Below are 22,042 nucleotides of genomic sequence, written 5' to 3'. Positions count from 1 at the left end.
TTCATTTCTATTCAATGTGTATTTGCTGATAATTTGACTGATAAGTGCAAATTTCACTCAGAGATATAGTCGTCATTTGTTGGTTTGCTCTCGACCAATAACTGAGGTAAATGCATGCATGTGGTGACCATCCGTCTCATCAATTTGCTAAATACTTCCTCAAAGAATGCGCTTTTACGTGTTTTATAGTTTTTTATGTTTTTATCAAGTTGTTGTTATTTAAAGGGTAAATACCTAATCGGCTAAAATTTACTGATTAAATATCAATCTAGTTGCGAAACCGCAATCGATTAGTTGATAGTACAGTTCGAGCCGGAAGTATCCGGACAGCAAATATAATAAAAAGTTAGGTTATCTATTCGTAAAATGATTCGAATCCAGCCGCCGTCTTTTGTGCGAGATGGGATTCTATTCGTTATGAATTTAATGAACAAAGTTGACGATTACAAAAGAGGCGCACTCAATGTTAGAGAAGAAAGATGCGATGAGCGCAATTGCTAGCTACCGTATGGAAAGCACTTTGCGTGGTGTAGATTTAAACCTACTGACTGTATTTGATGCTGTGATGCAAGAGCAAAATATTACTCGTGCAGCACATAACTTAGGCATGTCTCAGCCGGCAGTAAGTAATGCCGTGGCACGCCTAAAAGTGATGTTTAACGACGAGCTGTTTATGCGTCAGGGCCGTGGTATTCAGCCAACGCAACGTGCTCGTCAATTGTTTGGTCCAATTCGCCAAGCATTACAGCTGATTCGTAATGAACTTCCTAGCTCCGTATTCCAACCAGAATCTTCGACTCGCTTATTTAAGCTGGCGATTTGCAGTCCTTGTGACATGCGTTTTGCTCCGAAGATCATGGCAAAAGTGAATCAACAAGCACCAAACGTTCAGCTTCACCTAGATGCAGAATTTGACCGTCTGTTGTCTGAGCGTATGCGCTATCAAGAAATTGATTTCGTGATCGATTATGCTCGCTTTGATGAGCAAGGTTTCTCAAGTACTGAAATCTTCAAAGATGAATTAGTGGTTATCGCGTCAAAAACACACCCACGCATTCAAGGTGGTGTAACGGCCGAGCAACTGCTTAACGAAAAACATGCGAAGTTATCGAAAGTGCACGGTCAACGCAGCTTCTCAGAACAAGCATATCGTGAACTGGATTGCCAAGCCGCGTACGAAGGCTCTAGTCTAAGCAACCTACTATATGTGGTAGGTCAATCTGAGCTTGTGACTATCGCGCCACGTTGGATGGCCGAAAATGCGGTAAACAGCGATCAGCTGCAAATTCTAGACTTCCCATTTGCAAACAAGGAAATCAGCGGCTTCTTAAGCTGGCATGAATCAAGTGAAAAAGATAAAGGCCACATTTGGCTGCGCGATCAACTGATGATCACTTGTGGTGAAGTGGTTGCCGCAAAATAAGATGACGTTTGGTCTTATCGGTTAAGACCATATTGGTAATCATCAATTTTTACAATTCATTGGTCCCCGAGAGATTTTTGTCTCTCGGGGCTTTTTGTTTTAGCAATCAACAATCGAAACAGTAAGTTAAATAGAGTAATCATTCAGCAGTTTTGGGTATGTTCGCGACGTATAAGTGATAGTTGTCTCTTATTAGTGATAAGTTTGATACTGGTCAGTTGCGTTTTAGCAAGCCGTGAGTACACTTGTTCGCTCAATTAGCTTACGCCTGTAAGCCAAAAGGTAAGTAAAAGAATGGCCAAGTTAGATTTTCATATCGTTAAACGTATTCGTGAACAAATTGCGAACGGTGGTACACGCGTTGCACTCAAGCATAAAGTGGGTGAGGAATGGCAAGGTATTACGTGGACGCAATTTGGTCAGCAAGTTGATGCTTTATCACTTGCACTTTTGGCTCAGGGATTAGGAGTCCAAGATAAAATCGGCATTTTCTCGAACAACATGCCGCAATGGACGATTGCTGATATTGCAGCGCTACAACTACGCGGCGTAACAGTACCTATTTACCCAACCAATACCGCCGCTCAGTCGGCGTACATCATTGACAACGCAGACGTCAAAGTGCTGTTTGTTGGTGAGCAGCCACAATTTGACGCAGCAGTGAGCATTTTCGACCAGTGCGAGCAGTTAGAGCTCATTGTTGCCATGTCTGATGATATCGAACTTGGCGAGCATGATTTCGTTATCTCTTGGCAAGCATTTGTCGCCAAAGGCGATACCACATACCAAGTTGAATTAGACGCACGTTTAGAGCAAGCAAAGGAAGATGATCTACTTACGCTGATCTACACCTCGGGCACAACAGGCCAACCAAAGGGTGTCATGTTGGACTACGCAAACATTGCGGCGCAATTGGAAGGGCACGATCAACGTTTGAGCCTTTCTCAAAGTGATGTGTCATTGTGTTTCCTTCCGCTGTCACACGTATTTGAACGCGCTTGGACCTTTTATGTGTTGTACAAAGGGGCGACCAACTGCTATTTGCAAGACACCATGCAGGTACGTGATGCACTGAGCCAAGTGCAACCTACCGTGATGTGTGCCGTGCCGCGTTTCTATGAGAAGATCTTCTCTGCGATTCACGAGAAAGTGTCTCGCGCGCCAATTCATCGCAAGATCATGTTTACTTGGGCTGTGAACATGGGCGCAAAAATGGCCGCTTGTCATCAAGAAAAACGTCAGCCATCGCTCATGCTGCGCAAGTCATATGCCCTGGCGGATAAATTGGTTCTGAGCAAGCTGCGAGCGTTACTTGGTGGACAAATCAACTTTATGCCGTGTGGCGGTGCAAAGTTAGATGAAACCATAGGCCGATTCTTCCACGCGATTGGTATCAATGTGAAGTTAGGTTACGGCATGACTGAAACCACGGCGACAGTATCGTGTTGGGATGATAAGTGCTTTAACCCAGACTCTATTGGTATGTCGATGCCTGGCGCGCAAGTGAAGATCGGTGAGAACAACGAGATTCTGGTGCGTGGTCCAATGGTGATGCGTGGCTATTACAAAATGCCAGAAGAGACCGAAAAGACCTTTGATGAGCACGGTTTCCTAAAAACTGGCGATGCGGGTTACATTGATGAAAATGGCAATTTGTTCATTACTGATCGTATCAAAGAATTGATGAAAACCTCTGGCGGTAAATACATCGCTCCGCAAATGATTGAAGGTGCGATTGGTAAAGACCACTTCATCGAGCAAATCGCGGTTATCGCGGACACGCGTAAGTTTGTCTCGGCGCTGATTGTGCCGTGTTTTGATTCTCTTGAAGAGTATGCGAAAGAGCTGAATATCAAGTATCACGATCGCGTTGAATTGATTAAGCATCACCAAGTGGTCGAAATGCTTGAGAAGCGTGTTAACGATCTCCAAAAAGAGTTGGCAAAGTTTGAACAGGTGAAGAAGTTTAAACTGTTACCAAGAGCTTTCTCTATGGATGATGGTGAGTTAACGCCAACTCAAAAACTGCGTCGTAAAGTCATCAATGACAAATACCAAGATGAAATTGAAGAAATGTATAAGGAAAAGTCAGAGAAAAAGTAACTTAAGCTGACTTAGATTTTATATTGATGAAAAAATCCCCAGTGATGATATTGCGCATTACTGGGGATTTTTGTTTGTGTTGATTCTTTCTATTTTGCTCACCAAATACAGCTATTTAGCACCCTATACTTAAAAGGTTCTGAAATAATGTTCTTTTTTTGAACGTTAAATTTTTAGGTTGTACTGTGAAATAAGGTATGTGTGGCTGCTATTCCTACTAACATTCTAATTACTAGCATCTTGTTTAAAAAGTAGACCAATCTCTCATTAGACCCGTTGATAATAAAACGTTACATTTGTTGGGTAACCTTGCGGGATGTTATGACGAACGCAAGACATAGCCGAAAACGTGGAAGTATTTCGATTAGGCTACGAATAAGACCTAGACTATGTAAAACCAGACCAATCCGTTGACCTTACGGTGAGGAAACTGGCTAAGGAGAGCAATTATGACAGCAATGTTGTCAGGCGCAGAGATGGTGGTTCAATCTCTGATAGAAGAGCACGTAGAGCAGATCTTTGGCTACCCAGGTGGCTCCGTTTTGGATATCTACGATGCACTGCATGCCAAAACCGATCAAATCAAACACGTACTTGTAAGGCATGAGCAAGCCGCCACTCATATGGCAGATGGTTACGCTCGCGCTACCGGTAAACCGGGTGTCGTACTGGTATGTTCAGGTCCGGGCGCGACCAATACCATTACTGGTATTGCCACGGCTTATATGGACTCCATCCCAATGATCGTTATTTCGGGTAACGTACCTAATAGCCTAATTGGTAATGATGCTTTCCAAGAATGTGACATCGTTGGTGTCTCTCGCCCAGTGGTCAAACACAGCTTTTTAGTGAAAAAAGCGGAAGATATTCCTGAAACGATCAAGAAAGCGTTTTATATCGCGACCACAGGTCGACCTGGTCCAGTAGTTATTGACTTGCCGAAAGATGTAATGAATCCGCAAATCAAACTGCCTTACCAATACCCAGAAACGCTTTCAATGCGTTCTTACAAGCCGACGACGTCGGGTCATAAAGGCCAGATTAAAAAAGCCCTTAAATCGCTATTAGAAGCGAAAAAGCCAGTGCTTTATATCGGTGGTGGTGCTGTGATTTCTGGCGCTCATGAACATATTTTAGAGCTCTCCGACAAGCTGAACCTTCCAGTAGTCAGTACGTTGATGGGACTAGGCGCATTCCCTGGAACGCACAAAAACTCACTGGGCATGCTGGGTATGCACGGTACTTACGAAGCCAATATGGCGATGCATGAAGCGGATCTCATTTTTGGTATCGGTGTGCGTTTTGATGATCGCACGACGAACAACCTTGAAAAATACTGCCCAAACGCAAAAGTCATGCATATTGATATCGATCCATCATCGATCTCGAAAAACGTGAAGGTGGATTTACCTATCGTCGGCTCTGCGGAAAAAGTGCTTACAACCATGCTTGGCCTGCTGGCAGAGCAAGAAGGTGGGAACGATGAAGATGCTGTCACCGCATGGTGGGATGACATTCAAGTGTGGCGTGACCGCAACTGTTTGGCTTATGAGAAGTCACCAGAGCGAATTAAGCCACAGCAAGTGATTGAAACCTTGCACAAGCTGACCAATGGTGATGCGTATGTTGCTTCTGATGTGGGTCAGCACCAGATGTTTGCAGCACTTTACTACCCATTTAACAAACCACGCCGTTGGATCAACTCGGGTGGATTGGGCACTATGGGATTTGGCCTTCCGGCTGGTATGGGTGTTAAGTTTGCCATGCCACAAGAAGAAGTCGTGGTTGTTACGGGCGATGGCAGTATTCAAATGAATATCCAAGAGCTTTCGACAGCCATGCAATACGACATTCCAGTGAAGATCATCAACCTAAACAACCGCTTCTTAGGCATGGTAAAACAGTGGCAAGACATTATTTATCAAGGTCGTCACTCTAATTCTTACATGAGTTCTGTTCCTGATTTTGCAGCGATTGCAGAAGCTTATGGTCACGTCGGTATTCGTATCGAAACGCCTGATCAGCTCGAAGAAGGGCTACAAAAAGCGTTGGATATGAAAGATCGTCTGGTGTTTGTGGACATCAACGTAGACGAAACCGAACACGTATACCCGATGCAAATCAAAGGTGAGGGTATGGATAAAATGTGGCTAAGCAAAACGGAGAGAACTTAATATGAGACACATTATTTCATTGCTATTGGAAAACCAACCGGGTGCGTTGTCTCGTGTTGTTGGCTTGTTCTCTCAACGTGGTTACAACATTGAATCTTTGACGGTATCACCGACAGATGATGAAACGCTGTCGCGAATGAACATTACCACGACGTCTGATGAGATGCAGTTGGAGCAAATTCAGAAGCAGTTACACAAATTGATCGATGTGTTGAAAGTACAAGAAGTCACCGAGTATGAACACATCGAACGTGAACTGATGATGGTGAAAGTGAAAGCCAGCGGTTTTGCACGAGCAGAAGTGAAACGGACAGCGGACATCTTCCGTGGCCAGATCGTGGATGTCACTGCAGCTCAATACACGGTACAACTTGCGGGCACGAGTGAAAAGTTGGATGCCTTCATTCAAGCGATATCTGAAGTAACTGAAGTCGTCGAAGTTGCTCGTAGTGGGGTAGTGGGCATTGCCCGAGGTGAGCGCGCACTCAAACCGTAATTGTCTAATCGCATATAGAAAAGCCACTTAATCTAAGTGGCTTTTTGTTTAGAAAATAACAATTAATGATATAATTGTCGTTTTAGTAAGCATTATAGGCAGTAGACGCGTGAAAATACCTAAGCGAGTCGGCACATTGTTGGCGACAGCACTATTTTTTAGTGCGCTCACTGCAGTTTACTATTATCAGAAATATCTGACGTTATTAGAGAGTAACGTTGAGAATACCGCTCAAGAAGCATTACACCAACTAGCTTATACTGGTCGCGAATACAACAATATTCAGGATCAAATTGAGACGATCAGCGATCTTCTCGGTCACAGCCAAAGTCTTTACGACTATCTACGTCAGCCGAACCGAGTCAACCTTTCTATCTTAGAAGATATGTGGATCTCGGTTGCGATCAACCAAAAGCTATATAAACAAATTCGTTTTCTTGATATTACCGGTCAGGAAAAAGCACGGATTAATTACGATTTCAAAACGGGTATCGCTGCACCCGCCCTCAAATTACATGACAAGTCAGAGCGGGATTATTTTCATTACGCGCAAGGTTTAGGTAATGATGAAATTGCATCGTGGGGGATTGAGCTGGAGCGAGAAAATGGTGAGCTTGTTTACCCTTATAGCCCTTCATTGCGTATTCTGATGCCGATTTCTCTCAATGGGAAACGCGAAGGGTATCTTGTTCTTAATGTTGATATTGAGTATTTATCTTCTCGACTCAACTACTCACCGGTGCGGGATTTTCATATTGAGTTAATTAAAAGTGATGGTTTTTATATCGCGAGTCCTAAGTCATCACGCTTGTACGGCAATATTATCCCAGCTCGTTCTCAATTTAATTTTGGCCGGATGTACCCCAACATTTGGCGCACGATGATCTCAGAAGTTTCGGGCTATGAGTACAACGGCTCGAATTTGATTGCGTATAGCACGATCCAATTTGTTTCTAGTGAACCACTTCATCTGGTGATTGATCTCACGAATGAGCAATTACTATCTCGATCTCAGCGAGATATTGATGACTTAATCCAAGAAGCGTTTTTTGTATTAAGTTTGGTGTTTGGTTTTACTTTACCAACGACCGCGCTAGCCCTGCACTATCGACGTCATAGTATGGAATCGAAGTTAGCTCGGGCTGCACTTGATGGCATGACTGCGGTGATGATCTCAGATGCGTCGCATCGAATCATTATGGTGAACCAAGAATTTGAAAACATGATGGGCTATTCCACCAAGCATACTCAAGGCTGGAATGCGCATAATCTAATTTTCTTACCGGAAGATCTCGAGTCGACCCTCAATATTTGGAATAAGCTTGCGAACGAGCACGTTTGGGAAGGTGAGGTTCGTTGTCGAACCAAGTTTAATCACGTATTTACCGCCATTATGCGCATTCAGGCAAACTTAACCAAGTCAGGTAAAGTGAGCTATTACATCACGTCGCTGGTGGATATTTCCGAGCAAAAAGAGCTGGAAGAAAAGCTACGCAACCTCAGTGAAAAAGATGGTTTGACGGGCTTGTGGAACCGCCGAAAATTTGAAGAGCAATTAGCGCAATACGCCGGGATTATTGAGCGTTATCCTGACAGTCCCCCAGCGTGTTTGGCGTTGTTTGATATTGACCACTTTAAGCGCATTAACGATGAACTTGGGCACGATGAAGGGGACAAAGTGATTTGCAGTGTCGCTGAGACTCTTCTTAAAGAGGTGCGCAGTACTGACTTTGTGTCTCGTGTCGGTGGTGAGGAATTTGCGGTGATCATGCCGCATACCACACTCGAAGAAGCAGAAGTTGTATTGAACCGGTTACGTGTGGCGGTTCAACTGCGCAGTGATAGAGCGATTACCGTTAGCGCCGGGTATAGTGATTTAACCTCCGATCGCACGCGTACTTATAAATGTGCTGATATTGCCTTGTATGAATCCAAAAGTGCAGGGCGTAACTGCGTATCGCTATGCCATAGTTTCGATGATATTGCTTAGCTCTTTTTCAAAAACAAAAAATCGGGGATGGACCCCGATTTTTATGCTTATTTTAGCCTCAGCGTTATTCGCTAGCCAGTATGCGATATTGGTTGTCGATGGCCGCTTCGATACACTGCATTGACTGTCTCAAATAACGCTCTAGATAACCTAAAGCATCCTGGCTCTTTTTATCTAACGACGTCTTCATCAGCATTTCTTGTTCATCGATATTACAGTGCCCTGGGTTTCCAGTACCTAACATTTGCATAGCAAAATATTGGTAACGCTTAATTTGCGTGAGTAGATCGCGGAAAAAACCAAACATATTGGCAGAGCCAGCGCCTTCAAACAGCGCAGTAAGAAACTGATTATGGCGTTCTTCCCATTCCTTCCAGCAAAAGCTTTCGCCAGATTTAGAGCGGGATAACTTGTGATAAGCGGTTAGGACGTCCAGTTCCCAATTTTCATCGCCAATCACAATTGCTTTATTTAGTAGGCATGCAGAGACCATTTGTAGGCTCTCGTACAAGTCATTCAACTCATCTTTACATACAGGTGCAACCCAGCAGCCTTTTTGCGGCTCGAGTTTGACGTATTTGCTCCACGATAACTGCACCAAAGCTTCGCGAATGGGTGACGCTCCTACGTTGTACTTCTCTTTGAGTTCCGCAACCACGAGTTTTTGACCCGGTTTAAGCACGCCATCGAGAATATCCTGACGGATCATTTTTGATACTTTGTCGGTAAGAGTGGGACTGGACACATACACCTCATAGAAATTTTAATCGTGACGACAAAATTAAACAGTACGCAATTCTGCGCATGGTGAATGATACAGTTAGGCTATTATTAGAGCAAGAAAGCCATATAAAAAAAGAGGGCATAAGCCCTCTTTATCAATCAACTGAAGTATGAGAAGTTCAGTCTTATAGTACGTGTACAGAAGCTGTGTTCGTAGTACCTGAAGCGACTAGAGCACCAGAAACCATCACTACGATGTCGCCTTTGTTACCTAGACCAGATTCTAGAGCAAGCTCTTTACCTGCTACGTAGAATGCGTCAGTGCTTTCGATAGAATCAACAACAACTGGCGTCACACCTTTAGTTAGAACAAGTTGTGCTGCTGTTTTCTTGTTTGTTGTTAGTGCTAGGATGTTTGCAGTTGGGAAGTATTTACGTACTGAACGTGCAGATTTACCACCTTCAGTTGCAACAACGATAAGTGGAGCAGCCAGTTTCTCAGCTGTGTCTACTGCGCCTTTACATACTGCTTCAGTGATGCGTAGACGTGGGCTGTCTAGACGAGAACCTAGCTCAGCTTTTAGCGCTGAATCAGTTCGGTTCGCGATTTGAGCCATGATAGTTACCGCTTCAACTGGGTACTTACCTTTCGCTGTTTCACCAGAAAGCATTACTGCGTCAGTACCGTCCATTACTGCGTTAGCAACGTCGCCTGCTTCCGCACGAGTAGGACGTGGGTTGTTGATCATAGAATCAAGCATTTGAGTTGCAGTGATAACCATCTTACGTGCACGGTTACACTTCTCGATCATCATTTTCTGAGCGAAGATTACTTCTTCAGCTGGGATTTCAACACCTAGGTCACCACGAGCAACCATGATGCCGTCAGAAAGCTCTAGGATCTCGTCGAAGTTATCAACACCTTCTTGGTTTTCGATCTTAGAGATGATGTGGATGTTCTCGCCGCCGTTTGCCGCTAGAACTTCACGGATTTCTTGAACGTCAGAAGCTTTACGGATGAAAGAAGCTGCTACGAAGTCAACGCCTTGCTCACAACCGAACTTAAGGTCGTTCTTATCTTTTTCAGATAGAGCAGGTAGGTTTACAGAAACGCCAGGAAGGTTCACACCTTTGTTCTCGCCTAGTGCACCGTTGTTAAGTACTTTACATTTAACTTCTGTTTCAGTCTTAGAGATAACTTCCATCTCGATTAGACCGTCGTCGACTAGGATAGTGTTACCTACGTTTAGGTCTGCTGCGAAACCTGCGTAAGTTACTGCAACTTTATCTTTGTTACCTACAACTGAAGTGTCAGTTGTGAAAGTGAATTCTTGACCAGCTACTAGATCAACGTCGTTACCGCCTTCTAGCTTAATAGTGCGGATTTCTGGACCTTTAGTATCTAGAAGAATTGCTAGTGGTTTGCCAGTAGCTTCCATTACTTTACGGAAGTTCGCGATACGAGTGCCGTGTTCTTCGTAGTCACCGTGAGAGAAGTTAAGACGCATTACGTTCATGCCTGCGTTCACTAGCTCAGTTAGCTTCTCTACAGATTCAGTTTTAGGGCCAATCGTACATACGATTTTGGTCTTTTTCATGGAAGATACTCTCCGGTAAGTATAGTTACAATTTGAAAGTCGGTTGTTTACTCTGAAGTTAGGGCGTTATTGATGACATTTAGTGCCTGTCACCCACCGATTTTTCGCCTCATTATCAGTACTTCAGATTCTGAAAGTCTTTCACCAAGTTTAGTCATTTTATGACTAAAAGATCGGCGATTTTGGTTACCTTTTTGTGACTAATCCCACTTTATATGCAGAAAGTTGCAAAAAAATAGCCTTCAATTCTGTAATTTTTTTTCTTTTCGGTGGCGAATTCTACCACTGAATGAATCCAATATCACTGTTTAAGAATTGTCTTAGGACAAGGTTTTATCGAGAAATATTAATTTTTTGGATCGAAATAAATGGACTTAAAAGTTTCGGTTTGACTATAATAAGTTTCACATCGAAACTTAAGTTCAAAACGTAAATGTCGAAACGAAACACTCAACTAAGAAGACACGCCATTTCTAACTTGGTTTCTGAGCTAGGAGAAGTCAGCGTTGACGAACTCGCTCAGAAATTCGAAACCTCAGAGGTCACGATTAGAAAGGATTTAGCTTCTTTAGAGAAAAATGGCCAACTTCTACGCCGCTACGGCGGTGCGATTGCTATCCCAACCGAAGTCATTCACGAAGAATTGAGCGCTAATGTTTCGACTCGAAAGCTAAACTTGGCAAAAGCAGCGGCATCACTGATTCGAGACCATAATCGCATAGTGATCGACAGTGGCAGTACTACGGCTGCGTTGATTCAACAGTTGAATGACAAACGTGGCTTAGTTGTCATGACCAACTCGTTGCATGTTGCTAACGCCCTTAATGAATTAGAGAGCGAACCAACACTGCTGATGACTGGCGGGACTTGGGATACGCACTCAGAATCTTTTCAAGGCAAAGTAGCCGAATCTGTATTACGAGCTTACGATTTTGACCAGCTATTTATCGGTGCGGATGGCATCGATCTCGAACGCGGCACCACAACGTTTAATGAATTGGTTGGTTTGAGTAAGGTGATGGCGGAAGTGTCGCGCGAAGTGATCGTCATGATCGAATCGGAAAAAATCGGTCGTAAGATCCCGAATTTAGAGCTCGCTTGGCATCAAATTGATGTGCTAGTGACGGATGCTGATATTCAGCAAGAACACAAAATACAGATTGAACAACATGGCGTGAAAGTTATTTGCGCCTAATCTAATAATGTAATCAGTTTCATATTTCACTTCCCTCTGAATACAGGCCTTTGCTTGCTGCCTCTATCTGAAACATGGCTAGGGAAGAACAAAACTACAAACGGAGATAAACACATGTGTGGAATCGTAGGTGCAGTAGCACAACGAGATGTTGCAGAAATTTTGGTTGAAGGTCTACGCCGCTTAGAGTACCGCGGTTACGACTCTGCTGGCGTTGCTGTTGTTGATGGCGAGTCAAACCTAACGCGCGTTCGTCGCTTGGGTAAAGTGCAAGAACTGGCTGATGCAGTAGAAGAAGCAAAAGTGATCGGCGGAACGGGTATTGCACACACTCGCTGGGCGACGCACGGTGAACCATCTGAAGTTAATGCACACCCACATATGTCCGGCGATATTGCTGTTGTACATAACGGTATTATCGAAAACCACGAAGAGCTTCGTGAATTGCTTCAATCTCGTGGTTACGTGTTTGAATCTCAAACGGATACAGAAGTTATCGCACACATGGTTGAGTGGGAACTTCGCACTTCAGAAACGTTACTAGAAGCAGTACAAAAAACAGCAAAACAACTTGAAGGCGCATACGGCACGGTAGCGTTGGATCGCAAAGATCCTTCACGCATCGTAGTTGCACGTTCAGGCAGCCCGATCGTAATTGGTTTTGGTGTGGGTGAAAACTTCCTGGCTTCTGACCAACTTGCGCTACTGAATGTAACGCGCCGTTTCATGTACCTAGAAGAAGGTGATGTGGCAGAAATCACTCGCCGTGAAGTTACTGTCTTTGACGCAACGGGCGAGCTGGTTGAGCGTGAAATCGTAGAATCTAACGCAGAACATGATGCTGGCGATAAAGGCCAATACCGCCACTTCATGCAAAAAGAAATCTATGAGCAACCTAAAGCGTTGATCAACACAATGGAAGGCCGTATCACGGCAGACTCTGTTGTAACTGATGCGATCGGTGTGCATGCGGCTGACATTCTAAGCAAAGTAGAACACGTACAAATCGTTGCGTGTGGTACGTCTTACAACGCAGGTATGACAGCGCGTTACTGGTTTGAAGACATTGCTGGCGTGAGCTGTGACGTAGAAATCGCCTCTGAGTTCCGTTACCGCAAGTTTGTGACGCGTCCAAACAGCCTATTGATCACGTTGTCTCAGTCTGGTGAAACCGCCGATACGCTAGCAGCACTTCGTCTTGCGAAAGAAAAAGGTTACATGGCGGCGATGACTATTTGTAACGTAGCAGGTTCTTCTTTGGTTCGTGAGTCAGATTTTGCATTCATGACTCGCGCTGGTGTTGAAATCGGTGTCGCTTCAACCAAAGCGTTCACGACTCAGCTTTCTGCACTATTGATGCTGGTTACGGCGTTAGGTAAAGAGCAAGGCCGCGTCAGCAAAGAGAAAGAAAAAGAGATTGTTGAAGCGCTACACGCACTTCCTAAGCAAATCAATGCGGCACTTTCTTTCGAGAAAGACATTGAAGCACTAGCGACGGATTTCGCAGACAAGCACCACACACTGTTCCTAGGTCGTGGTGAATTCTACCCAATCGCGATGGAAGCGTCTCTAAAATTGAAAGAGATCTCTTACATCCACGCAGAAGCTTACGCGGCGGGTGAACTGAAACATGGTCCTCTAGCGCTGATTGATGCTGACATGCCTGTTGTTGTGGTTGCACCAAGTAACGACCTACTTGAAAAGCTAAAATCAAACGTTGAAGAAGTACGTGCACGTGGCGGCCTTCTATACGTATTCGCAGATGCAGACGCAGGCTTCGAAGGCGATGAAACAATGAAGATCATCACGATGCCTCACGTTAGTGAAATCACGGCGGCGATCTACTACACCATCCCAATGCAGTTGCTGTCATACTACGTAGCGCTGATCAAAGGTACGGACGTAGACCAACCACGTAACCTAGCGAAAGCGGTAACGGTTGAGTAATTACGCTAACAGCAAAAATCCCAAGCGGCACATGCGAGAGTATGTGCCGCTTTTTTTTGTCTTATTCTAAGCGTGATGGAATGCTCAAGAGCCTTCGCCAGTAGGTTGCTTTCATGACAAAAATGTCATTTTGTTGAAAGGGTGGTGTCAGAGGCGGTGTTCAATAATGACCTCATTGAAAACAAGCACTCAAAGGTTAACAACATGAACGCAATCAAAACTGTTCTTTTTGTAACGGTAATGGCAATGACTAGCGCATCTGCATTCGCTCAACCACTTTTCACTGGTGGCAACTACGTGAGCCACGAAGAGATGAAAACCATCTCAGTTACGCCGACAGCAACGTCAGATGAGGCTTATCAACAGGCACTGTCTGAACTCAATTCACTTAAAACCATGACGGCTCGTGAACTGAATAAAGAGCTCAATATCCTGACGTTTAATGTGAAGTCTCGCAGTACGCATTTAAAAGATGGTGGCTTCGTGACCGTGCAAGAACGCATGAATGAAGATGGTCAGTTGGAATATTTGGGCAAAGTGAATGTCAAAGTGCATTATGCCGAACGCGATAACAATCGATAATGGTTTGCCAATGGGGAAGAGTATGGTGTGGTTCACATCATGCTCTTTTTCGAGCTTTATACTGGGTTCTCATCCTCCCGCTAACACACTAGGTAAGTAAAGTTGAAAATATTGATCGTCGAAGATGAGCACAAAGCCGGAGAATATCTGCAAAAAGGTTTGATTGAATCTGGGTATGTGGTGGATTTAGTGCATGATGGGGTCGATGGGCTGTATCACGCTACCAGTGAAGAATATGACTTAATCCTCCTCGACATTATGTTGCCTAAACTCGATGGTTGGCAGGTGCTTAATACATTGCGCAGTAGCGGGATTCACACCCCAGTGATCATGCTGACAGCGAAGGAGCAAGTGGAAGATCGCGTGCGCGGTTTTGAGCTGGGTGCCAATGACTATGTCGTAAAACCTTACGCGTTTGCGGAGCTACTGGCGCGTGTTCAAAACGTATTTCGTCATCATATTGCCGCGCAAGTGGTCGCATCGCCGCAAACATTACGTGTGGCAGATTTAGAACTTGATATGATCAAACGCGTTGCCACGCGCGCGGGGCAGTCGATGTCGCTTACCGCCAAAGAATATGCCCTGCTTGAGTTGTTGATGCGCAAAACTGGCCAAGTGCTTTCACGTACCACCATTGCGTCGTTAGTGTGGGATATGAACTTTGACAGCGATACCAATGTGATTGATGTGGCGGTCAAACGTCTGCGTAGCAAAGTGGACAAACCGTTCGATAAACCACTGATTCACACTGTCAGAGGGATGGGCTACAAACTCGAAGAGAGTCGTGATGCCTAAGTTCTCGCTCCCTTTTTCCATGAAAAATAAACTCGTGCTGATGTTTGTTAGCATGACGTTCGTGACCTATTTTTCTTTGGCTTTCATCCTACAGTACGCCATTGAGCGCCACTTTTATTCGCAAGATTTCAGCTATATTTCCAGTAAGTTCAATGCCATTGAGAAAGCGTTAAAACACTCGCCAGAGGATGTGTTCAAGCAAGCGAATAACAGCACGCTCTACATGTGGGTGTTTGAAGGCAAGCAGAACGTGTATCAGAATTCGAGCCTGACGATTCCTCAGAACCGAGCCTACAGCATTAGCTCTCCTCAGGTCTTAAATCACGAGCGCGCCATCGAATGGAGTGAGGACTCGCTGAATATTCGCGCGTTTGTGTTTCAAGCTGGGGAGTATCAGGTGGTGCTCGGCATGAGTATCAATCACCATATTTTGTTTTTGGATAAGCTCGACTGGATTTTGTTTTGGGCGCTCGGTTTGGCGTTTGTGATCTCTTCTGCGTTGAGCGGTTGGATGGTAAAACGTGGGTTGAAGCCGATTGTGGGATTGAATCAGCACATTCAACAGATATCACCAGAGCAAATGGGCATTCGTCTCGACCCCGATTCGTTGCCAATAGAACTGCGCGAGTTAGCCAACAAACACAACGCGATGCTCGATAGGTTGCAAACTGGTTTTCGCCGCTTGAGCGAGTTTTCTTCTGATATAGCACATGAGTTAAAAACGCCACTCACCAACATTACCACGCAAAATCAGGTCATTTTAGGTGCGTGTCGAACGCCTGAAGAGTATCAGGATGCGATTGCCTCAACGTTGGAAGAACTCAACCGCATCACGAAAACCATCAACGATTTGCTCTACATTGCCAAGGCCGAAAACAAGCTCATTCATCGCCATGACGAAGTGTTTGCGGTGCAGGAGGAAATCGACCGTTTGGTCGCGTATTTTGAAATATTGGCCGAAGATGCCGAGGTGCGAATCGTGAGCTCAGGCGACGGTCAGCTCTATATGGACAAAAACATGTTTGAGCGTGCGGTGGGCAATTTGCTCTCCAACGCGATTCGCCATGCGTATTCTGATTCAACCATTGTGATTGACGTTCAAGTGGTTGATGAATGGGTGACGATATCGGTCAGCAACCAAGGTGACACCATTGCAGAGCAAAACTTACCGTACCTTTTCGACCGTTTTTATCGCGCAGATAAGTCTCGCCAACATGTAGGCAGCGTCGGTGCAGGGCTAGGTTTGTCGATTACCCAATCTATCGTGCAAGCGTATGAAGGACAGATAAAAGTAACATCAGATAAAGAAAAGACGCAGTTTGTTATGATGTTGCCATCGGCAGGTGTCAATGGAAGTGATAAGTCAGTTGAAGCATAAAAGGCAAGCTAAGGCTTGCCTTTGGGACTCAAACTTGTTTGAAGTTATTTGGGTTATTGACCCAGTTGATGAGCGGTTAGAATTGCAGAGTAGACATTTTCTGCCGTCACTGGGAATGGCATATTGTGGATGGTTTCTCCCTCGGCCGTTGAAGCTTCGGCGACCTCGCGCAACTTAGCGTGATTAAGCTCTTTAACGCCCATATCAAATAAGTTGGTTGGTAGACCTACAGATCGACAGAAGGCGAGAACCGCATTAATCTCTTCCATCGCTGCGTTTTCTAACACCAATTGAACAAGCGTGCCGAACGCGACTTTCTCACCATGATAGAGATGGTGACACTCTTCGAGCTTAGTTAGGCCGTTATGAATAGCGTGAGCGCCTGCTAGGCCACTGCTTTCAAAACCGATACCGCTTAGGTATGTATTGGCTTCAATAATGTTTTCTACCGCTTTGGTGCTCACACCATTTTCTACCGCAGCTTTTGCTTTTACACCATCTTCAAGCAAGGTTTCATAGCAAAGTTTCGCAAGAGCTTGCGCTGAACGCGTCGCTAAACCACCGGCCATTGTTGCCTTACCAGAGGTCATGTTGGCACGAGCTTCAAAGTAGGTGGAGAGTGCATCGCCCATCCCCGATACCAGTAGGCGAACTGGGGCTTTTGCGATGACTGATGTATCCATGATGACCATGTCTGGGTTTTTAGGGATCATCAAGTATTCCGCAAATTCACCTTCTGGTGTGTATATCACCGCAAGAGCAGAGGTTGGCGCATCCGTCGAGGCAATCGTAGGAACCACCACGACAGGAATTTTGGTGTAAAACGCAACGGCCTTTGCTGTATCTAACGTTTTACCGCCACCAATACCGACAATGACATCGTGTTTTTGAGTGGCACAAATGTCCGTGATGCGTTCAATCTCAACGCGCGAACATTCGCCACCAAAAATGTTCATAGTGAGTGGAAGCTTTTCGTCAGCAAAGCTTTGTTTGACGTCATCACCAACCAGGTTAGTCACGAACTCATCGGCAATGACTAACGGACGTTCACCTAATGTTTTCACATAGTGAGCGATAGATGTAAGTACTTGTTCACCTTGGACGTATTTGCTTGGGCTGATAATAATTTTGTCCATAATTCAAACCTTTAACCTTTTTTATGTGTGTTTTGGACTGCAATGAATATCCATTGTAGGGATAAGGTTTATATTAGGTTTGGTGAGGTAAGTGGTGAAGGATATCTCTGGTTTTGTTCCATGCTTTTATGACCTCGGTGTCAAACCGACTGTCAGAAGTAATAAGCATTAGTATGCTTTATGGCGCCGATCACTATTCAAGCAAATTCGTCGTTTTTCGTTTCATATTGAAACGAAAATACCGAAGTCGTTGTTTCAATATGAAACGGATTGATTTTTGTTGAGCACGTTTTTTCTCTGTTTAAGATGAATTCATACCCTACATAAAAATATAAATGGAATGAGATAGAACGATGAAAAAGTTAATTAACCAAGTCGATGATGTTGTATTGCAGCAAATGGAAGGCCTGGCATTGTCCCGCCCTGAGCTCAAAGCTAACTACGAACCTCGTTACATGTGGCATGAGGAAACGCCGGGGCAAGTGGCATTGGTTTCTGGTGGTGGCTGTGGTCATGAACCTTTGCACGCAGGTTTTATTGGTAAAGGCATGCTGACAGGCGCCTGCCCTGGTGAGGTATTTACTTCACCTACGCCTGATCAAATGTACGAATGTGGTAACCAAGTGAATACTGGTGAAGGCGTGCTGTTTATCATTAAAAACTACACCGGCGACGTGTTGAACTTTGAAACGGCCGTGGAGCTCCTTCATACCGATGGCATCAAAGTTGGGTCGGTGTTAGTGGATGACGATGTGGCAGTCAAAGACAGCCTGTATACCGCTGGTCGCCGTGGCGTTGCTGGAACGGTATTGGTTGAGAAGTTAGTTGGGGCTGCCGCGAACAAAGGCTATTCGTTGGAGCAATGTGAAGCACTGGCTCGTCGCGTTAATAATCACTGTCGTTCATTTGGCGTGGCGCTTAATGCTTGTGTTGTGCCAGCGGCGGGTAAACCATCTTTTGTTCTGGAAGATGATGAAGTGGAGTTTGGTGTTGGTATCCATGGTGAACCAGGTATCAAGCGAGTGAAATACACCGACGTCGATACGCTAGTGGATGAAATGTTTGCTGAAGTTGCTGAAAACACACCTTATCAGCGCACTTTGCGTATTTGGAATCGTGACGAAGGTGAATGGGATGAAGTGGAATCCAGCATTGAGCCTTTTGCTGCTGAACACGACTACATTGTGATGGTGAATGGTATGGGCGGTACGCCAACTTCAGAGCTTTACGGAGTGTACCGCCGTCTTGCTCATAACTGTGAGCAAGCAGGGTTCCGTATCGTGCGTAATATGGTTGGTAACTTCTGTACGTCACTCGATATGGAAGGCGTTTCAATTACGTTGCTGAAAGCAGATAAAGAGATGTTGGAGCTGTTTGATGCTCCTGTCGATACGGCCGCGATCAAGTGGTAACAGGGGGGAGCAAACATGCAAATTGAAAAACAACATATCGTTCACTGGTTAGAGCTATGTGCAAAAACGTATCAAGAGAATCAAGATTTTCTGACCGACCTTGATCGTGATATTGGTGACGCAGACCATGGTCTCAATATGAACCGAGGCTTTAAAAAAGTCGCGGAAAAACTGCCGCAATTTGCGGACCAAAATATCGGCAGCATTCTCAAGAATACGGGCATGACCTTGCTTTCTAGTGTCGGTGGGGCAAGTGGCCCGCTTTATGGCACGCTGTTTATTCGCACGGCTGCCGCTGTCGGAACTCGAGAGCAATTAACGTTTGAAGAGTTAGTGGATGCACTAAAAAGCGGTGTGGATGGTGTGGTGTCTCGTGGTAAAGCGGAACTGGGTGATAAAACCATGTGTGATGTTTGGTTACCCGTTTTAGTTAGCGTGAAGGCGTCGTTAGAAAATGGCATGAGCGCTGACCATTTATTGAATGAAATGGTTGAGCTAGCAGAAACGAACGCGGTTGCCACGATTGAAATGTTGGCGAAAAAAGGGCGAGCCAGCTATTTAGGTGAGCGCAGTATTGGTCACCAAGACCCCGGCGCAACCTCTTCTTTGTTAATGATTAAAGCACTACAGCAGGCAATAGCAGGTAATTAAGATGGTGGGAATTGTAGTTGTATCTCATAGTCGTCGCCTTGCGGAAGGGGTGGCCGAACTTGCCACCCAAATGACGCAAGGCAAAGCCAAGCTGGCGATTGCGGCTGGGATTGATGATCCAGAGAACCCGATCGGAACCGATGCCATTGCCGTGATGGAAGCGATTGAGCAGGTACATGATCAACAAGGGGTTGTTGTGTTGATGGATCTTGGCAGCGCCCTGCTTAGCACGGAAATGGCTCTGGATCTGATTGATGATCACGTGAGGGAAAATGTCACCCTTATCTCGGCCCCCATTGTTGAAGGGACCATGGCGGCGTCGGTGGCTGCTGCCGCTGGACTACCTTTATCGACGGTAGTCGAAGAGGCACAGAATGCGTTAAGCGTAAAACGAGAGCACCTTGGCGATCAGCCACTAACATCCGCTGAGATAGCGCCAGTATTAGAGAACTTTGAACACGAGCGGACATTTGATTGGGTAGTGCAAAATCCGCATGGATTACATGCTCGTCCCGCAGCGGCCATTGTTGGTGCACTCGCGCCTTTTGACTGCCAATTATGGTTGAAAAAAGGCGAGCGCCGTGTGAACGCGAAAAGCTTAAACAGCATTGCTAAACTTGGCGTTCGTAGCCAAGAGACGATCACGCTGTGCGCACTCGGAGCTCAATCTAGTGAAGCAATTCAGGCATTTGAAGCCTTAGCTCATGAGCACTTCGGAGAAAAAGAGGCGGTTGAGCAAGGCATTATCGAGCCTGAAGAGAGCACGGATACTCTGTTCGATGATATCGCCTCAAGTCAGATTGAAGGTGCTGTTGTTGGTATTCGAGTCAATGACGGTATCGCAACTGCTCCAGCTGTCCTTTTTACTCATGAAATGCCAGCAGTGCCTGAACGTGATTTCCAAAGTGAACAAGATGAAATTGAAAGGGTTAAGCGTGCGATAGGCGTGGTTGTTCAACATTTGCAGGAGCAAGCGAAGCTGCCGAAAGGGGAAATATTTTCCGCTCATAGCATGATGCTCAGTGACCCAGAATTATGGGCATCGGTCGAGTCGCGAATTCAAACGGGCATGATAGCCGAGCAAGCTTGGGTAGAATCACTGCAAACGTTGGCCGACGAGTTTCGCCAGGCTGAAAGCCAGTACATGCGGGAACGCGAAGCAGATGTGCATGATATCGCACGCCAAGTTATGGTCGAAATGACAGGCTTAACGCCTAATGCCATCGACATTCAGGAACCGAGTATTTTGTTGGCCCGTGACCTGATGCCTTCTGATGTGGCCGGGCTTGATAAATCGAAAGTGCTTGGTATCTGTTTGAGTGAAGGAGGGAAAACCTCTCACAGTGCGATTCTTGCTCGTGCGATGGGGATTCCTGCCATCGTTAAAGCTCCGGGCTGCCTTGATGCTGTGCGTGCTGGTCAAGTGGTGACTATTGATGGTTTCCGAGGACATTTATGGTTCTCTCCTTCGGATTCCGTACAGCAGGAATTAGAAGCGCAACAAATTGAGTGGCAAACCTCCCGACAAAGTGCACTAGCGAGTGCTCAGCAAGCCGCAGTCACCTGTGATGGTGTCCATATTCCAGTATTCGCCAATATTGGTGGACCGAAAGATATTGATGATGCACTAACATCAGGAGCTGAGGGCGTTGGTCTATTCCGGACTGAGTTTCTATTTCAAAACAGTGATGAGTTGCCGACTGAGGAAGCGCAATATCAAGTGTATCGTGATATTGCTGCCGCACTTGGCGATAAGCCACTTGCGATTCGTAGTCTAGATGTTGGCGGTGATAAGCCTTTAGCCGCTTATCCTATGCCAGCGGAAGATAATCCATTTTTAGGTCTGAGAGGGGTGCGGTTGTGCCTTCAACATGAATCATTGTTTACCGCCCAACTTCGAGCCATTCTGAGAGCCTTTCACGAGCAACCGAATATTCAATTGATGATACCGATGGTGGCCCAGGTTGAAGAAGTGAGAAAAGTAAAAGCGCTGTTGGCGCATCAAGCAACCCAACTCGGCTTGGATGCGACTCATTTGCCTGTCGGTATTATGATTGAGGTACCAGCCGCGGTGTTGAATGCTGATGCGTTAGCACAAGAAGTCGACTTTTTCTCTATTGGCACCAATGATTTGACTCAATATGTTATGGCCGCCGATCGAGGCAACGCTGCCGTTGCTGAATTGGTGAACTACTTTGAACCATCGGTACTAAAAGCCATTGAACTCACTTGTGCAGCAGGCGATCGCGCGGGCATACCGGTCAGTATGTGTGGTGAGATGGCAGGCGATCCAAATGCCACAGAAACATTGCTTCGTGTTGGGTTACGAAAATTCAGCGCCAGTGCGAGTTTGTTGCCGGGACTAAAAGCGCAGATTCGTCAGTTGTCTGTCGATGTTTAATCGATACCTTTATCGTTAGTACACGTATACCGGCGTGC

General features: G+C 45.4%; 16 protein-coding genes. 13 read left to right on the top strand and 3 right to left on the bottom strand.

The features are described from left to right. Nucleotides 1-463 precede the first annotated feature (463 nt). From calR to EX191_RS14160, 5 genes are all read left to right on the top strand, one after another. On the top strand, nucleotides 464-1,423 hold the full coding sequence (gene calR / locus EX191_RS14180) for a LysR family transcriptional regulator CalR (protein ID WP_005379693.1): 960 nt from the start codon (nucleotides 464-466) through the stop codon (nucleotides 1,421-1,423). Between the two features lie 294 nt (nucleotides 1,424-1,717). Next, nucleotides 1,718-3,526, top strand: coding sequence for an AMP-dependent synthetase/ligase (locus tag EX191_RS14175; RefSeq protein WP_046874025.1), 1,809 nt, complete (start codon nucleotides 1,718-1,720; stop codon nucleotides 3,524-3,526). Nucleotides 3,527-3,975: 449 nt separating this feature from the next. Continuing rightward, entirely contained in the window at nucleotides 3,976-5,700 is a 1,725-nt protein-coding gene (locus tag EX191_RS14170; protein ID WP_193447937.1) for an acetolactate synthase 3 large subunit, read from the top strand. 1 nt (nucleotide 5,701) lies between these two features. Continuing rightward, nucleotides 5,702-6,196 carry an acetolactate synthase small subunit gene (ilvN, locus tag EX191_RS14165; RefSeq protein ID WP_005392253.1) on the top strand — a complete coding sequence of 165 codons (495 nt, stop codon included), beginning with the start codon at nucleotides 5,702-5,704 and terminating at the stop codon, nucleotides 6,194-6,196. 109 nt (nucleotides 6,197-6,305) lie between these two features. Further along, nucleotides 6,306-8,186: a sensor domain-containing diguanylate cyclase gene (locus tag EX191_RS14160; protein ID WP_005392251.1), complete on the top strand. Its 1,881-nt coding sequence runs from the start codon at nucleotides 6,306-6,308 to the stop codon at nucleotides 8,184-8,186. Between the two features lie 64 nt (nucleotides 8,187-8,250). Here the strand turns inward: EX191_RS14160 and EX191_RS14155 are convergent, their stop codons facing one another. Then, nucleotides 8,251-8,937 carry a GntR family transcriptional regulator gene (locus EX191_RS14155; protein WP_006742739.1) on the bottom strand — a complete coding sequence of 229 codons (687 nt, stop codon included), beginning with the start codon at nucleotides 8,935-8,937 and terminating at the stop codon, nucleotides 8,251-8,253. A gap of 157 nt (nucleotides 8,938-9,094) precedes the next feature. Further along, nucleotides 9,095-10,507 carry a pyruvate kinase PykF gene (gene pykF, locus EX191_RS14150; RefSeq protein ID WP_005392243.1) on the bottom strand — a complete coding sequence of 471 codons (1,413 nt, stop codon included), beginning with the start codon at nucleotides 10,505-10,507 and terminating at the stop codon, nucleotides 9,095-9,097. A 433-nt stretch (nucleotides 10,508-10,940) separates the two neighbouring features. Here pykF and EX191_RS14145 point away from each other — a divergent pair, with 433 nt between their 5' ends. The 5 genes from EX191_RS14145 to EX191_RS14125 all read left to right on the top strand — a co-directional run bounded on the left by EX191_RS14145 (nucleotide 10,941) and on the right by EX191_RS14125 (nucleotide 16,404). Continuing rightward, nucleotides 10,941-11,702 (top strand): DeoR/GlpR family DNA-binding transcription regulator, encoded by a 762-nt coding sequence (locus EX191_RS14145; protein ID WP_005392240.1) that lies wholly within the window; start codon nucleotides 10,941-10,943, stop codon nucleotides 11,700-11,702. 114 nt (nucleotides 11,703-11,816) lie between these two features. Further along, nucleotides 11,817-13,649 carry a glutamine--fructose-6-phosphate transaminase (isomerizing) gene (gene glmS, locus EX191_RS14140; protein WP_005392238.1) on the top strand — a complete coding sequence of 611 codons (1,833 nt, stop codon included), beginning with the start codon at nucleotides 11,817-11,819 and terminating at the stop codon, nucleotides 13,647-13,649. A gap of 204 nt (nucleotides 13,650-13,853) precedes the next feature. After that, nucleotides 13,854-14,231, top strand: a complete 378-nt coding sequence (locus EX191_RS14135; protein WP_193447936.1) for a DUF3316 domain-containing protein — start codon at nucleotides 13,854-13,856, stop codon at nucleotides 14,229-14,231. A gap of 102 nt (nucleotides 14,232-14,333) precedes the next feature. Beyond that, entirely contained in the window at nucleotides 14,334-15,026 is a 693-nt protein-coding gene (locus EX191_RS14130; protein ID WP_005487426.1) for a heavy metal response regulator transcription factor, read from the top strand. Further along, nucleotides 15,019-16,404, top strand: a complete 1,386-nt coding sequence (locus tag EX191_RS14125) for a heavy metal sensor histidine kinase (protein ID WP_193447935.1) — start codon at nucleotides 15,019-15,021, stop codon at nucleotides 16,402-16,404. Before EX191_RS14130 ends, EX191_RS14125 begins: the two co-directional genes overlap by 8 nt. Nucleotides 16,405-16,457: 53 nt before the next feature. Here EX191_RS14125 and EX191_RS14120 read toward each other — a convergent pair whose 3' ends face one another. Continuing rightward, nucleotides 16,458-17,540, bottom strand: coding sequence for a glycerol dehydrogenase (locus tag EX191_RS14120; protein ID WP_193447934.1), 1,083 nt, complete (start codon nucleotides 17,538-17,540; stop codon nucleotides 16,458-16,460). Between the two features lie 353 nt (nucleotides 17,541-17,893). Between EX191_RS14120 and dhaK the strand changes: the two genes are divergently transcribed. From dhaK to ptsP, 3 genes are read left to right on the top strand one after another with little or no spacing between them, the layout of a single operon-like run. Further along, complete coding sequence (gene dhaK / locus EX191_RS14115; RefSeq protein ID WP_005383055.1) at nucleotides 17,894-18,952, top strand: dihydroxyacetone kinase subunit DhaK; 1,059 nt, start codon at nucleotides 17,894-17,896, stop codon at nucleotides 18,950-18,952. Nucleotides 18,953-18,967: 15 nt separating this feature from the next. Next, nucleotides 18,968-19,603: a dihydroxyacetone kinase subunit DhaL gene (dhaL, locus tag EX191_RS14110; RefSeq protein ID WP_005379705.1), complete on the top strand. Its 636-nt coding sequence runs from the start codon at nucleotides 18,968-18,970 to the stop codon at nucleotides 19,601-19,603. Between the two features lies 1 nt (nucleotide 19,604). Then, nucleotides 19,605-22,004 (top strand): phosphoenolpyruvate--protein phosphotransferase, encoded by a 2,400-nt coding sequence (gene ptsP / locus EX191_RS14105; RefSeq protein ID WP_193447933.1) that lies wholly within the window; start codon nucleotides 19,605-19,607, stop codon nucleotides 22,002-22,004. Nucleotides 22,005-22,042 lie beyond the last annotated feature (38 nt).

Origin of the sequence: Vibrio chemaguriensis (genome assembly GCF_012275705.1) — a bacterium.
Classification (GTDB): Bacteria; Pseudomonadota; Gammaproteobacteria; order Enterobacterales; family Vibrionaceae; genus Vibrio; species Vibrio diabolicus.
Note: the sequence above shows the minus strand (reverse complement) of the source record. Positions and strands in the feature narration are given on the sequence as shown.

Bases quoted from the DNA above. Each gene is read 5' to 3' on its own strand.
- calR (WP_005379693.1), top strand. From the start codon at position 464: ATGTTAGAGAAGAAAGATGCGATGAGCGCAATTGCTAGCTACCGTATG.
- EX191_RS14175 (WP_046874025.1), top strand. From the start codon at position 1,718: ATGGCCAAGTTAGATTTTCATATCGTTAAACGTATTCGTGAACAAATT.
- EX191_RS14170 (WP_193447937.1), top strand. From the start codon at position 3,976: ATGACAGCAATGTTGTCAGGCGCAGAGATGGTGGTTCAATCTCTGATA.
- ilvN (WP_005392253.1), top strand. From the start codon at position 5,702: ATGAGACACATTATTTCATTGCTATTGGAAAACCAACCGGGTGCGTTG.
- pykF (WP_005392243.1), bottom strand. From the start codon at position 10,507: ATGAAAAAGACCAAAATCGTATGTACGATTGGCCCTAAAACTGAATCT.
- EX191_RS14145 (WP_005392240.1), top strand. From the start codon at position 10,941: ATGTCGAAACGAAACACTCAACTAAGAAGACACGCCATTTCTAACTTG.
- glmS (WP_005392238.1), top strand. From the start codon at position 11,817: ATGTGTGGAATCGTAGGTGCAGTAGCACAACGAGATGTTGCAGAAATT.
- EX191_RS14135 (WP_193447936.1), top strand. From the start codon at position 13,854: ATGAACGCAATCAAAACTGTTCTTTTTGTAACGGTAATGGCAATGACT.
- EX191_RS14125 (WP_193447935.1), top strand. From the start codon at position 15,019: ATGCCTAAGTTCTCGCTCCCTTTTTCCATGAAAAATAAACTCGTGCTG.
- EX191_RS14120 (WP_193447934.1), bottom strand. From the start codon at position 17,540: ATGGACAAAATTATTATCAGCCCAAGCAAATACGTCCAAGGTGAACAA.
- dhaK (WP_005383055.1), top strand. From the start codon at position 17,894: ATGAAAAAGTTAATTAACCAAGTCGATGATGTTGTATTGCAGCAAATG.
- dhaL (WP_005379705.1), top strand. From the start codon at position 18,968: ATGCAAATTGAAAAACAACATATCGTTCACTGGTTAGAGCTATGTGCA.
- ptsP (WP_193447933.1), top strand. From the start codon at position 19,605: ATGGTGGGAATTGTAGTTGTATCTCATAGTCGTCGCCTTGCGGAAGGG.